At 61.8% G+C, this 13542-nt stretch carries 11 protein-coding genes; 10 read left to right on the forward strand and 1 reads right to left on the reverse strand.

The window, feature by feature from the left end; all coding sequences use genetic code 11:
• Window positions 1-122: 122 nt before the first annotated feature.
• The 3 genes from pap to ACVWVP_RS13635 all read left to right on the forward strand — a co-directional run bounded on the left by pap (window position 123) and on the right by ACVWVP_RS13635 (window position 4102).
• The gene (gene pap, locus ACVWVP_RS13625; RefSeq protein WP_176998096.1) at window positions 123-1637 is read left to right on the forward strand and encodes a polyphosphate:AMP phosphotransferase; all 1515 of its coding nucleotides are present in this window, start codon (window positions 123-125) and stop codon (window positions 1635-1637) included.
• Window positions 1638-1750: 113 nt separating this feature from the next.
• A complete protein-coding gene (locus ACVWVP_RS13630) occupies window positions 1751-2935 on the forward strand; it encodes a thiolase family protein (protein ID WP_178921395.1) in 1185 nt (394 codons plus the stop codon).
• Window positions 2936-3145: 210 nt separating this feature from the next.
• Window positions 3146-4102: a DMT family transporter gene (locus tag ACVWVP_RS13635; protein ID WP_178921397.1), complete on the forward strand. Its 957-nt coding sequence runs from the start codon at window positions 3146-3148 to the stop codon at window positions 4100-4102.
• Here the strand turns inward: ACVWVP_RS13635 and ACVWVP_RS13640 are convergent.
• A complete protein-coding gene (locus ACVWVP_RS13640; RefSeq protein ID WP_457406461.1) occupies window positions 4099-5481 on the reverse strand; it encodes a class II fumarate hydratase in 1383 nt (460 codons plus the stop codon). The genes ACVWVP_RS13635 and ACVWVP_RS13640 overlap by 4 nt on opposite strands.
• 181 nt (window positions 5482-5662) lie before the next feature.
• On the opposite strand from ACVWVP_RS13640, the gene ACVWVP_RS13645 reads away from it, so the two are divergent.
• The 7 genes from ACVWVP_RS13645 (at window position 5663) to ACVWVP_RS13675 (ending at window position 13521) form a co-directional block, all read left to right on the forward strand.
• Window positions 5663-6181, forward strand: a complete 519-nt coding sequence (locus ACVWVP_RS13645; RefSeq protein WP_010567461.1) for a DUF2059 domain-containing protein — start codon at window positions 5663-5665, stop codon at window positions 6179-6181.
• Between the two features lie 6 nt (window positions 6182-6187).
• Window positions 6188-6484, forward strand: a complete 297-nt coding sequence (locus ACVWVP_RS13650) for a BolA family protein (protein WP_178921403.1) — start codon at window positions 6188-6190, stop codon at window positions 6482-6484.
• Between the two features lie 118 nt (window positions 6485-6602).
• A complete protein-coding gene (gene trhO / locus ACVWVP_RS13655; RefSeq protein WP_457406463.1) occupies window positions 6603-7544 on the forward strand; it encodes an oxygen-dependent tRNA uridine(34) hydroxylase TrhO in 942 nt (313 codons plus the stop codon).
• Window positions 7545-7580: 36 nt separating this feature from the next.
• Complete coding sequence (locus tag ACVWVP_RS13660; RefSeq protein WP_457406921.1) at window positions 7581-8183, forward strand: DsbA family protein; 603 nt, start codon at window positions 7581-7583, stop codon at window positions 8181-8183.
• Entirely contained in the window at window positions 8176-9996 is a 1821-nt protein-coding gene (locus tag ACVWVP_RS13665; RefSeq protein WP_178921407.1) for an ABC transporter ATP-binding protein, read from the forward strand. Before ACVWVP_RS13660 ends, ACVWVP_RS13665 begins: the two co-directional genes overlap by 8 nt.
• A 198-nt stretch (window positions 9997-10194) precedes the next feature.
• Window positions 10195-12669: an EAL domain-containing protein gene (locus ACVWVP_RS13670; protein WP_178921409.1), complete on the forward strand. Its 2475-nt coding sequence runs from the start codon at window positions 10195-10197 to the stop codon at window positions 12667-12669.
• Between the two features lie 78 nt (window positions 12670-12747).
• Entirely contained in the window at window positions 12748-13521 is a 774-nt protein-coding gene (locus ACVWVP_RS13675; protein WP_218647053.1) for a TenA family transcriptional regulator, read from the forward strand.
• Window positions 13522-13542 lie beyond the last annotated feature (21 nt).

Below are 13542 nucleotides of genomic sequence, written 5' to 3' on the forward strand. Positions count from 1 at the left end.
AGGCGGCCATTCTAGCTGATCAATGGGCTTTGAATTGACCCACGGCAAGCGCAGGTGGAATTTCCTGCCGCGCGTTGTTGCCCAATCCGCTAGTCTTGATCCATCTTGACACGGAGCTGCCCATGTTCGAATCCGCCGAAATCGGTCACGCCATCGACAAAGACACCTACGACGCCGAAGTGCCGGCGCTGCGCGAAGCCTTGCTGGAAGTGCAGTACGAGCTGCAACAGCAGAAGCGCTTCCCGGTGATCATCCTGATCAACGGTATCGAAGGCGCTGGCAAGGGCGAGACCGTCAAGCTGCTCAATGAATGGATGGACCCGCGCCTGATCGAGGTGCGCACCTTCGACCAGCAGACCGACGAAGAACTGGCTCGCCCACCGGCGTGGCGCTACTGGCGGCAGCTGCCGGCCAAGGGGCGCATGGGCATCTTTTTCGGCAACTGGTACAGCCAGATGCTGCAAGGCCGGGTGCACGGGCAGATCAAGGACGCGCGCCTGGACCAGGCCATCGCCGGTGCCGAACGCCTCGAAAAGATGCTCTGCGACGAAGGCGCGCTGATCTTCAAGTTCTGGTTCCACCTGTCCAAGAAACAGATGAAGGCGCGGCTCAAGGCCCTGGCCGACGACCCACTGCACAGCTGGCGCATCAGCCCGCTGGACTGGCAGCAATCGGAGACCTACGACAAGTTCGTGCACTTCGGTGAGCGCATCCTGCGCCGCACCAGCCGCGACTACGCGCCCTGGCATGTCATCGAAGGGGTGGACGCCCATTACCGTGGGCTCACCGTGGGCAAGCTGCTGCTGGAAGGTCTGCAGAATGCCCTCAAGCTGCCCAAGGGCAAGGCTAGCGGCATGAACCCGGCGCCGCTGATTGCGTCGGTGGACAAAAAGAGCCTGCTCGACAGCCTGGACATGACCCTGCGCCTGGAGAAGGACGACTACGAAGAACAGCTGATCACCGAGCAGGCGCGCTTCTCTGGCCTGATGCGCGACAAGCGCATGCGCAAGCACGCCCTGGTCACGGTGTTCGAGGGTAACGATGCGGCGGGCAAGGGCGGGGCGATTCGCCGTGTGGCCGCAGCGCTGGACCCGCGCCAGTACCACATCGTGCCGATTGCCGCGCCCAGTGAAGATGAACGCGCCCAGCCTTACCTGTGGCGGTTCTGGCAAAAGATCCCGGCGCGGGGCATGTTCACCGTGTTCGACCGCTCCTGGTACGGCCGCGTGCTGGTGGAGCGCATCGAGGGTTTCTGCACCCCGGCAGACTGGATGCGCGCCTATGGCGAGATCAACGATTTCGAGGAGCAACTGCGCGATGCGGGGGTGATCGTGGTCAAGTTCTGGCTGGCCATCGACAAGGACACCCAGCTGGAACGTTTCCAGGCCCGCGAAGAGATCCCGTTCAAGCGTTTCAAGATCACCGAGGACGACTGGCGCAACCGCGACAAATGGGACGACTACCGCGCGGCAGTCGGCGACATGGTCGACCGCACCAGCACCGAAGTGGCGCCCTGGACCCTGGTGGAAGCCAATGACAAGCGCTGGGCGCGGGTCAAGGTATTGCGCACCATCAACCTGGCGCTGGAGGAGGCCTTCGCCAAATCCGACAAGCACGACAAAAAGAAAAAGAAATAACCCGTGGCCCGTCATCATGGGTTTGCATATCCGGGGTGAATGATCGTCGCGGTTGGCGGGAGCGGGATCTATCCTCGATCCATCTCCTGACAACCACAAGATCGAGGTAGCCCATGCGTGAAGTAGTGATCGTCGACAGCGTGCGAACCGGCCTGGCCAAGTCCTTTCGCGGCAAGTTCAACCAGACGCGCCCGGATGACATGGCGGCCCATTGCGTCAACGCGTTGCTCACCCGCAACGGCATCGACCCGGCGACGGTGGAGGACTGCATCGTCGGCGCCGGCTCCAACGAAGGCGCCCAGGGCTACAACATCGGGCGCAACGTGGCGGTGCTCTCGCAATTGGGCACCGGTACGGCAGGGATGACCCTCAACCGTTTCTGCTCTTCGGGGCTGCAGGCGATTGCCATCGCGGCCAACCAGATTGCGTCGGGGTGCAGCGATATCATCGTTGCAGGCGGTGTGGAGTCCATCAGCCTGACCATGAAAAGCGTCAACACCGATCACCTGATCAACCCGCTGCTCAAGGAGCAGGTGCCGGGCATCTATTTCCCCATGGGCCAGACCGCCGAGATCGTCGCTCGTCGTTACAACGTCAGCCGCGAAGAGCAGGACCTGTACGCGCTGCAAAGCCAGCAGCGCACGGCCCAGGCCCAGGCCGACGGCTTGTTCAACGATGAAATCGTGCCCATGGCCGTCAAGTACAAGGTCGAGGACAAGAACACCGGCGCCGTGCAGGTGCTCGACGGCGTGGTTGATCGCGATGACTGCAACCGCCCTGACACCACCCTGGCCAATCTGCAAAGCCTGAAACCGGTGTTTGCCGAAGACGGCTCGGTGACGGCGGGCAACTCTTCGCAGCTCTCCGACGGTGCGTCCATGACCTTGGTGATGAGCCTGGAGAAAGCCCTGGCCCTGGGGCTCAAGCCCAAGGCGTTTTTCCGAGGTTTTACCGTGGCCGGCTGCGAGCCGGACGAGATGGGCATCGGCCCGGTGTTCTCGGTGCCCAAGCTGCTCAAGGCCAAGGGCTTGCAGGTGGCGGACATCGATCTGTGGGAACTCAACGAAGCGTTTGCGTCGCAGTGCCTGTATGCGCGTAACCGCCTGGAGATCGACAACGCCAAGTACAACGTCAATGGCGGCTCGATCTCCATCGGACACCCGTTCGGCATGACCGGCTCGCGGCAGGTGGGGCACCTGGTGCGTGAGTTGCAGCGACGTAACCTGCGCTACGGCATCGTCACCATGTGCGTCGGCGGCGGCATGGGCGCGACCGGCTTGTTCGAAGCGGTACGTTGATCCGTTCCTGACGAAACCGGATCAAATTGTGGGAGCTGGCTTGCCTGCGATAGCGGAGTGTCAGACAAGAATACGTTGGCTGAACAACCGCGATCGCAGGCAAGCCAGCTCCCACATTTGATTTGCGTAATGCTGAAAAAAACGCTCGCCAGCGCCCCCCTTAGTCCCCCTAGAATGCCCCTTCCACTTCCTCTGGTATCTGGGGCATTCATGCACATCTCTTCCGGCCGCTGGGTCTACGGCTTTTGCTTGACCCTGTTGACCGCGCTGCTCTGGGGCATCCTCCCGGTGAAACTCAAACAGGTGTTGCAGGTGATGGACCCGATCACCGTGACCTGGTTTCGCCTGATCGTCGCCGGCAGTTGCCTGTTCATCTACCTGGCGCTCACCAAACGCCTGCCCAGCCGCAAGGTGCTCGGGCCCAGAGGCGGTTGGCTGGTGGGCATGGCGGTGTGCGGCCTGGTGGGCAACTACGTGCTGTACCTGGTGGGCCTGAAAATGCTCAGCCCTGGCACGGCGCAGTTGGTGGTGCAGATGGGGCCGATCTTCCTGATGATCGCCAGTGTCTTTGTGTTCAAGGAGCGTTTCAGCCTGGGGCAAGTGGCCGGGCTGGTGGTGCTGGTCGTGGGGTTCGGCCTGTTCTTCAACCAGCGCCTGGAGGAAATGCTGACCTCGTTGGGCACCTACACCGCCGGCGTGTTGACCATCCTGCTCGCCACCACCATCTGGGTGTTCTACGCCCTGGGCCAGAAGCAATTGCTGACGGTGTGGAATTCGCTGCAGGTGATGATGGTGATCTACCTGTCTTGCGCCGTGCTGCTCACGCCCTGGGCCCATCCTCTGGAAGCCCTGGACCTGAGCCCGCTGCAAGGCTGGCTGTTGCTGGCGTGCTGCATGAATACCCTGGTGGCGTATGGCGCGTTCGCCGAGGCTTTGGCCCATTGGGAAGCCTCGCGGGTGAGCGCCACCCTGGCCCTCACGCCGTTGGTGACATTTGTCGCCGTGGCGCTGGCCGCCTGGCTGTGGCCGGACTTTGTGCAGGCCGAAGAGATCAACGCCCTGGGCTATGCCGGGGCGCTGGTGGTGATGCTGGGGTCAGCGACCGTGGCGCTGGCGCCGTCGCTGATTGCCGGGCTCAAGGCCCGGCGCATGCGCTTGGCGTCTTAGTTGCCCAGCATGTTTTCCGGGCGTACCCACTGGTCGAACTCTTCATCCGTGAGGTAGCCCAGCTCCAGCGCGGCTTCGCGCAGCGTCAGCCCCTCGGCGTAGGCCTTCTTGGCAATCTCTGCCGACTTGTCATAGCCGATATGCGGGTTGAGTGCAGTCACCAGCATCAGCCCACGCTCCAGGTGTTCGGCCATCTGCGCAGCGTCGGGCTCAAGCCCGGCCACGCAATGCTCCTGGAAGTTATTGCAGCCGTCCGCCAGCAAGCGGATCGATTCCAGCAGGTTGTGGATGATCACCGGCTTGTACACGTTCAACTGCAAATGCCCCTGGCTGGCGGCCATACCGATGGTCACGTCGTTGCCCAGCACTTGGCAGGCCAGCATCGACAGCGCTTCGCACTGGGTAGGGTTGACCTTGCCCGGCATGATCGAGCTGCCCGGTTCGTTGGCCGGCAACTTCACTTCGGCCAGCCCCGCACGTGGACCGGAGCCCAGCAGGCGCAGGTCATTGGCGATTTTCATCAGGGCCACCGCCAGGGTTTTCAGCGCGCCGTGCAGGGTCACCAGGGGTTCGTGGCCGGAGAGGGCGGCGAACTTGTTCGGCGCGGTGACGAACGGCAAGCCCGACAACGCAGCCAATTCGGACGCAATGGCCTCGCCAAACCCGTGGGGTGCATTGAGCCCGGTGCCCACGGCGGTGCCGCCCTGGGCCAGCTCGCACACGGCGGGCAGGGCGCTGCGAATCGCGCGTTCGGCGTAATCGAGTTGGGCAATAAAGGCTGAGAGTTCCTGGCCGAAGGTGATGGGCGTGGCGTCCATCATGTGGGTGCGGCCGGTTTTTACCAGGGTCATATGGCGCGCAGCCAGCTCGGCCAGGCCACCGGAAAGCGTGGCGATGGCCGGCAGCAGGCGCTGATGCACGGCCTGCACGGCGGCGATACTCATGGCCGTGGGGAAGCAGTCGTTGGAACTCTGTGAGCGGTTCACATGGTCATTGGGGTGCACCGGGCTCTTGCCGCCACGGGTCTTGCCCGACAGCTCGTTGGCGCGGCCGGCGATCACTTCGTTGGCGTTCATGTTGCTCTGGGTGCCGCTGCCGGTCTGCCAGACCACCAGCGGGAACTGGTCGTCATGCTGGCCTGCGAGCACTTCATCGGCGGCCTGTTCGATCAGGCGGGCGATGTCGGCGGGCAGGTCGCCGTTGCGGTCGTTGACCCGTGCGGCGGCCTTCTTGATCAGGGCCAGGGCGTGCAGTACCGCCAGGGGCATGCGCTGTTCGCCGATGGCAAAATTCACCAGCGAACGTTGGGTCTGGGCGCCCCAGTAAGCGTCATCCGGGACATGGACGTCTCCCAGGCTGTCGGTTTCGATACGGCTCATCGGGCACACTCCTTCAGGTCTGTTTGCGCAGTTTAGGCCGTGATCGACCGGGCGGGTTCCCTAAAAGACTTTTCATCGGGCAATCCAGGCTCTACCAGGCTCGGGGTTGAGCCATAAGGTTTTTTAGGCGCAGAATGGGCGCCCTTGGGGTCTTACCTCGCCTGCTAGAAAAGGAAACTCGATGACTCGTCTTCGTGCCATCTGTACCGCGGTTGCTCTGGTTTGCGCCAGCGGCCAGGTTTTTGCCGATACCGCCAGCCACAACGCCAGTGCCGAAGCCTTCCTTACCCTGGCCCATGCCGACAAGCTGGGTACCCCGGTGTACATGCAAGTGCAGCAAATGTTCGCCCAGCGTTTCGAACAGACCAAGGCGCCTGCCGCCAAGCAGTCCGTACTGGACAGCTACCAGGCCAAGGCCAACGCCGCCCTGGACCAGGCCATTGGCTGGCCCAAGCTGAAGCCGGACATGGTCAAGCTCTACACCAGCAACTTCAGCGAGTCCGAGCTCAAGGACCTGGTGGCGTTCTACCAGTCGCCACTGGGCAAGAAAGTCCTGGAAAAAATGCCGCAGCTGACCCAGCAATCGGCCCAGATGACCCAGGCCAAGCTGGAAAGCGCCGTGCCGGTGGTGAACAAGCTGCTGGAAGACATGACCAACGAGCTGACGCCTAAAGCCGCCGCTCCGGCCAAGAAGAAGTAAGCAGGAATGACCATGCAACAGCGTATCGAAACGGCGCTTGCCGCCCTGGGCACCGACCATTTGAGCGTGCTGGACGAAAGCCACATGCACAGCCGTGGGTTGCAGACCCACTTCAAGGCCGTGCTGGTCAGCTCGCAGTTCGAGGGGCTCAACCGCGTCAAGCGCCACCAGAAGGTCTACGCCACCCTGGGTGACCTGATGAGCGAGTTTCATGCGCTGGCGCTGCATACCTACACGCCTGAAGAATGGGCGAAAATCGACGCAGCCCCGGCCTCGCCGACCTGCGCCGGCGGGCATGACTGACGCACGGGTGTCTCTGGCACCGGGCATTTGTTAGAATCCGCAACGCGCCGCTTAGCCGGCGCGTTTTTTTTGCATCCGGTTCACCCCTTACGAGGGTAGCCACCTGGAGAGAACACCCATGACTCAACCGATTGTCGTGGCGGCACTGTATAAGTTCGTCACCCTCGAAGATTACGTCGCCCTGCGCGAGCCCCTGCTGCAGGCGATGGTCGACAACGGCATCAAAGGCACCTTGCTGATCGCCGAAGAAGGCATCAACGGCACGGTTTCCGGCAGCCGCGAAGGCATCGATGGCCTGATCGCCTGGCTCAAGACCGACCCGCGCATGGTCGACATCGACCACAAGGAATCCTACTGCGACGAGCAGCCGTTCTACCGCACCAAGGTCAAGCTCAAGAAAGAGATCGTGACCCTGGGCGTTGAAGGCGTGGATCCGAATAAAAAGGTCGGCACCTACGTCGACCCGCAGGACTGGAACGCGCTGATCAGCGACCCGGAAGTGCTGCTGATCGATACCCGTAACGACTACGAAGTGTCCATCGGCACCTTTGAAGGCGCGATCGACCCGAAAACCACCAGTTTTCGCGAATTTCCCGACTACATCAAAGCCAACTTCGACCCGGCCAAGCACAAGAAGGTCGCGATGTTCTGCACCGGTGGCATCCGTTGTGAGAAGGCGTCGAGCTACATGCTCAGCGAAGGCTTCGATGAGGTCTACCACCTCAAAGGCGGCATCCTGAAGTACCTCGAAGAGGTGCCGCAGGAGGAAACCAAATGGCAGGGCGACTGCTTTGTGTTCGACAACCGTGTGACCGTGCGCCACGACTTGAGCGAAGGCGACTACGATCAATGTCATGCCTGCCGCACACCGGTGAGCGTGGAAGACCGTGCGTCCGAGCACTATGTGGCGGGCATCAGCTGTCCACATTGCTGGGATAAGCTGCCGGAGAAGACCCGTCGCAGCGCGATCGACCGGCAAAAGCAGATCGAGCTGGCCAAGGCCCGCAATATGCCGCACCCGATTGGCTTCAACTATAAGCAAACTCCTTTCGAGGCCTGACCCATGCCCGCACGCCTGCTCTATGTGATGGACCCGATGTGTTCCTGGTGCTGGGGCTTTGCCCCGGTGGCCGAGGCGTTGGTGGAGCAGGCCCAGGCCGCTGGCGTCGAGCTGCACCTGGTGGTGGGCGGCTTGCGCACCGGCAGTGGCGCGGCCCTGGAGCCGGCCACCCGGCGCTACATCCTCGAACACTGGCAGGCGGTCACCGAGGCCACTGGCCAGCCGTTCAACCGTGAAGGCGCGCTGCCCGACGGTTTTGTGTACGACACCGAGCCTGCGTGCCGCGCGATCGTCACCGCGCGCAGCCTGGCGCCGGATTGTGCCTGGAAGCTGCTGGGGCTGATCCAGCGTGCGTTTTACGTCGAGGGCCGTGACGTGACCCTCGCCAGCGTGCTGGTGGAACTGGCGGAGCAGGCCGGTATCCCGCGTATCGAATTTGCTGGTGCCTTCGACCGTGCCGAGCAACACGCCGCCACGGCGGCCGATTTCACCTGGGTGCAGGACCTGGGTATCGCCGGTTTCCCGACGCTGCTGGCCGAGCGCAATGGTCAACTGGCCTTGCTGACCAACGGCTACCAGCCGTTGTCCGAGCTGTCGCCGCTGTTGGGCCGATGGTTGGAGCGAGCAACCTGTGCATGACCAGCCCGACCTCACTGAGCGGCCCAAACGCACTGATCGTCTGACCTGGGCGGAAATCCGCCGCCTGGCCCTGCGTCACAAGAAATCCCTGTGGATTGCCAATGGCGTCGCCGTCCTGGCGACCCTGTGCAGCGTGCCCATTCCGCTGCTATTGCCGTTGCTGGTAGACGAAGTGCTGCTGGGCCATGGTGATGCAGCCTTAAAAGTCATGAATCACGCGCTGCCCCTGGGCTGGCAAAAAGCGGCGGGCTATATCGGCCTGATGCTGCTGGTGACCCTGCTGCTGCGTTGCGGCGCGCTGGTGTTCAACGTGGTGCAGGCGCGGTTGTTCGCACGGTTGGCCAAGGACATCGTCTACCGCATCCGCGTGCGCCTGATCGAACGGCTCAAGCGCATTTCCCTGGGTGAGTACGAAAGCCTGGGCAGTGGCACGGTCACCACGCACCTGGTTACCGACCTGGACACGCTGGACAAGTTTGTCGGCGAAACCCTCAGCCGCTTCCTGGTGGCGATGCTCACGCTGGTGGGCACTTCGGCGATCCTGGTATGGATGCACTGGCAGCTGGCGTTGCTGATCCTGCTGTTCAACCCGTTGGTGATCTACGCCACGGTGCAGTTGGGCAAACGCGTCAAACACCTGAAAAAACTGGAGAACGACAGCACCTCGCGCTTCACCCAGGCCCTGACCGAAACCCTGGACGCGATCCAGGAAGTGCGCGCCGGCAACCGCCAGGGCTTCTTCCTCGGCCGCCTTGGCCAGCGTGCCCAGGAGGTGCGTGATTATGCGATCAACTCCCAATGGAAGAGCGACGCATCGAGCCGCGCCAGCGGGCTGCTGTTTCAGTTTGGTATCGACATCTTCCGCGCGGCGGCGATGCTCACCGTGTTGTTTTCCGACCTGTCCATCGGCCAGATGCTCGCGGTGTTCAGCTACCTGTGGTTCATGATCGGCCCGGTGGAACAACTGTTGAACCTGCAATACGCGTACTACGCGGCAGGTGGGGCGCTGACGCGGATCAACGAGCTGCTGGCGCGTGCCGACGAGCCCCAATATCCCGGCGGTGAGGACCCGTTCATCGGGCGCGAAACCGTCGGTATCGAGGTGCGTGGCCTCAACTTCGGCTACGGCGAAGACCTGGTGCTTGACCAGCTGAACCTGGCCATTGCGCCCGGCGAGAAGGTGGCGATCGTCGGTGCCAGCGGTGGCGGCAAGAGCACCTTGGTGCAACTGCTGCTGGGGCTCTACACCCCGCAGGCGGGCAGCATTCGTTTCGGTGGCGCGACCCAGCAGGCAATCGGTCTGGAGACCATTCGCGAGAACGTCGCCGTGGTGCTGCAACACCCGGCGCTGTTCAACGATACAGTGCGCGCCAACCTGACCATGGGCCGCGAACGCTCGGACCAGGCCTGTTGGCAGGCACTGGAAATCGCCCAGCTGGATGCTACCGTCAAGGCATTGCCCTTGGGCCTGGACAGTGTGGTGGGGCGCTCGGGGGTGCGTTTTTCCGGGGGCCAGCGCCAACGCCTGGCCATCGCGCGGATGGTCCTGGCCGAGCCCAAGGTGGTGATCCTGGACGAGGCCACTTCGGCCCTGGATGCGGCTACCGAGTACAACCTGCACCAGGCGCTGGCGCGGTTTCTCAGTGGCCGTACTACACTGATCATCGCCCACCGGCTTTCAGCGGTGAAACAGGCTGACCGGGTGTTGGTGTTCGATGGAGGGCATATTGCCGAGGATGGCGACCATCAGCAGCTGATTGCCGACGGTGGTCTCTACGCCAAGTTGTACGGGCACTTGCAGCAAGTTCGTTGATGTCGGGTGTGCACGGGTTTTTATGTAATAAGTACGAGAGTCTCCCCAGGAAATAGTGGCCTTCCCTCTCCGGACGACGGCGTGGGCACGTAAATCGGCGCGATCCGTTTGGTCGGTTCGAGCGAATTCAGCCAAGGCCGTGCTGTCAGGAGCGTTAACCACTCGCCGTTTTTTGGTAGTGCTTGTGCAAGGGACCTCATGAAGCAAAAGCGGACTCTCGGAACGACGTTAAGCACGCCTCGACTATTGGGCATCGTCTGGCCCTTTATCGCGGTGGTGCTGTTCCAGGCATTATTGGGCTGCGTCAGCCTCTACGTGCTCTCGGCCGTGCGCGGTTATGTGGCGGGCGAAAGCTTGTGGTCCAAGGGCCAGAAAGACGCCATCTACTACCTGACGCTGTACGCCGACAACCGCGACGAAGCCACGTTCCTCAAATACCAGCAGGCCATCGCCGTGCCCCAGGGCGGGCATGAGCTGCGCATTGCCCTGGATCATTCCACGCCGGACCTGACCGCCGCACGCCTGGGCATTCTCAAGGGCGGTAACCACCCGGATGACGTGTCCAGCCTGATCTGGCTGTACCTCAATTTCCGTCACTTCAGCTACCTGGAAAAAGCCATCGAGCTGTGGACCGTGGGTGACGGCTACCTGGTGCAATTGGATGACCTGGCGCAGACCATGCACCGGGCGATCAGGGCCAATCAAGTCAGCAGCGGCGATGTGCGAGAGTGGAAGGCGCGCATCATCGGCATCAACGACGGCGTCACCCCGGCTGCCAAGGCCTTCAGTGATGCGTTGGGCGAAGGCTCGCGGGTCATCCTGAGGTTGCTGTTGATCACCAACCTGGCCACCGCCCTCGGTCTGATCGCCCTGGCGCTGTTGCGCACCCACAAACTGCTGACCCAGCGCCACGCGTTTGCCGACGCCCTGCAGGTGGAAAAGGAGCGGGCGCAGATCACCCTCGAATCGATTGGCGACGGGGTGATCACCACCGACGTCGACGGCGCCATCGCCTACATGAACCCGGCCGCCGAGGCGCTCACTCACTGGAAGTCAGCCCAGGCCCAAGGCTTGCCGCTGGCGGCGCTGTTCAACCTGCTGGATGAGAACGCCGAGCCTGACGGCTTCACCTTGATCGAGCACATCATCAAGGGCCAGCTCAGTGGCGGCAGCGAGCATTCCAAACTGATCCAGCGCCTGGACGGCAGCACGGTCTCGGTGACCCTGGTGGGGGCGCCGATCCGCAGTGCGGGCAAAGTCAGCGGCGCGGTGCTGGTGCTGCATGACATGACCCAGGAGCGGCAGTACATCGCCAACCTGTCCTGGCAAGCGACCCACGATGCGCTGACCGGCCTGGCCAACCGCCGCGAGTTCGAGTTCCGCCTGGAGCAGGTGTTGCAGCAGGTGGGGCGTCAGCCGGGCGGTCGGCATGCGTTGATGTTCCTGGACCTGGACCAGTTCAAGCTGGTCAACGACACCTGCGGCCATGCGGCCGGTGATGAGCTGTTGCGGCATATCTGCGCGCTGCTGCAATCGGACCTGCGCGAGGGCGATACCCTGGCACGGCTGGGGGGCGACGAGTTTGGCATCCTGCTGGAGAACTGCCCGGCGCCGGTGGCGGAAAAGATCGCCGAGAGCCTGCGCCATACCGTGCAGAGCCTGCATTTTGTATGGAAGGGCCGGCCGTTCATGACCACGGTCAGTATCGGGCTGGTGCATATCTCGCAAGCGCCCACCACCCTGGAGACGTCACTGCGCGCCGCTGACATGGCCTGCTACATGGCCAAGGAAAAAGGCCGCAACCGCGTGCAGGTCTATCACGCCGATGACTCGGAACTGTCGCTGCGTTTTGGTGAAATGGCCTGGGTGCAGCGTTTGCACATGGCGTTGGAGGAAAACCGTTTTTGCCTGTATGCGCAGGAAATCTCGCCCCTGGGCCACACCGACGGCGGGGACGGCCATGTCGAGATCCTGCTGCGCCTGCACGATGAGGCCGGCCGGATCATCCTGCCGGACAGTTTCATCCCGGCCGCAGAGCGTTACGGCTTGATGACGTCGCTGGACCGCTGGGTGGTAGAGAACGTCTTCAAGATCATCGCCAACTGTATGCGTGAGCGCCCAGGCCGGCCTATGGCGATGTGTGCGATTAATCTGTCAGGCATTACTATTGGTGATGATGACTTTCTTGGTTTTCTGCATGAGAAGTTTGCCGCTTATAACATTCCACCGACGATGATCTGTTTTGAAATAACAGAAACCAGCGCTATAGCGAATTTAGGTAGCGCGATCCGTTTTATCAATGAACTCAAGGCGTTAGGTTGTCATTTCTCCCTCGATGACTTTTGTGCCGGTATGTCCTCATTCGCCTATCTCAAACATTTACCTGTAGACTTCCTGAAGATCGATGGAAGTTTCGTAAAGGATATGCTGGACGACCCGATTAACCGCGCGATGGTCGAAGTGATCAATCACATTGGCCATGTCATGGGTAAGCGCACAATTGCCGAGTTTGTTGAAACACCGCAAATCGAACAGGCTTTACTTGAGATAGGTGTGGATTACGCTCAGGGTTACCTGATTGAACGACCGCAATTGTTTACCTTTGATAGCTTGCAGTGTCGACCTGTGCGGCCGCAGCCTCTGCTGTTCAAGGCGCCCGGCACATTCCGCTGAAAACTTTGCTGGTCTGTACAATCACACTTAAAAAGGAGCCCTATAGTGATCGACACATTCAACAGAACCGGCCCGCTTATGGAAGCCTCGAGTTACCCCGCCTGGGCGCAGCAATTGATCCAGGACTGTAGCGAGAGCAAGCGCCGAGTTGTCGAGCACGAACTGTACCAGCGCATGCGCGACAACACGCTCAGCGCCAAGACCCTGCGTCACTACCTGATCGGTGGTTGGCCCGTGGTGGAACAGTTTGCCTTGTACATGGCACAGAACCTCACCAAGACCAAGTTTGCCCGCCATCCTGGGGAGGATATGGCGCGTCGGTGGCTGATGCGCAATATTCGCGTGGAACTGAACCATGCCGACTATTGGGTGCATTGGGCGCGGGCTCACGGTGTCAGCCTCGAAGAACTGCAAGCGCAGAATGTTCCGCCTGAGTTGCACGCACTGAGCCATTGGTGCTGGCACACCAGCTCGGCCGACGCGTTGATCGTGGCGATTGCCGCGACCAACTACGCCATCGAGGGGGCTACTGGGGAGTGGTCCGCCGTGGTGTGCTCCACCGGTGTGTACGCGGCAGCCTTCCCTGAGGAAGACCGCAAGCGCGCGATGAAGTGGCTGAAGATGCACGCCCAGTACGACGATGCTCACCCGTGGGAAGCCCTGGAAATCATCTGCACCCTGGCCGGAATGAACCCGAGCAAGGCCCTGCAGGTTGAGTTGCGCCAGGCGGTGTGCAAGAGCTACGACTACATGTACCTCTTCCTGGAGAGCTGCATGCGTCTGGAAAAAGAAAAGGAAAAGGCGCCCGTAGCCGTTCGCGAGCGTCAGGCGCGCGTGGCCAGCGAAGCGTGATGTAAGCGTGATGGCGGGGGA

It is taken from the genome of Pseudomonas sp. TE24901 (assembly GCF_054058375.1).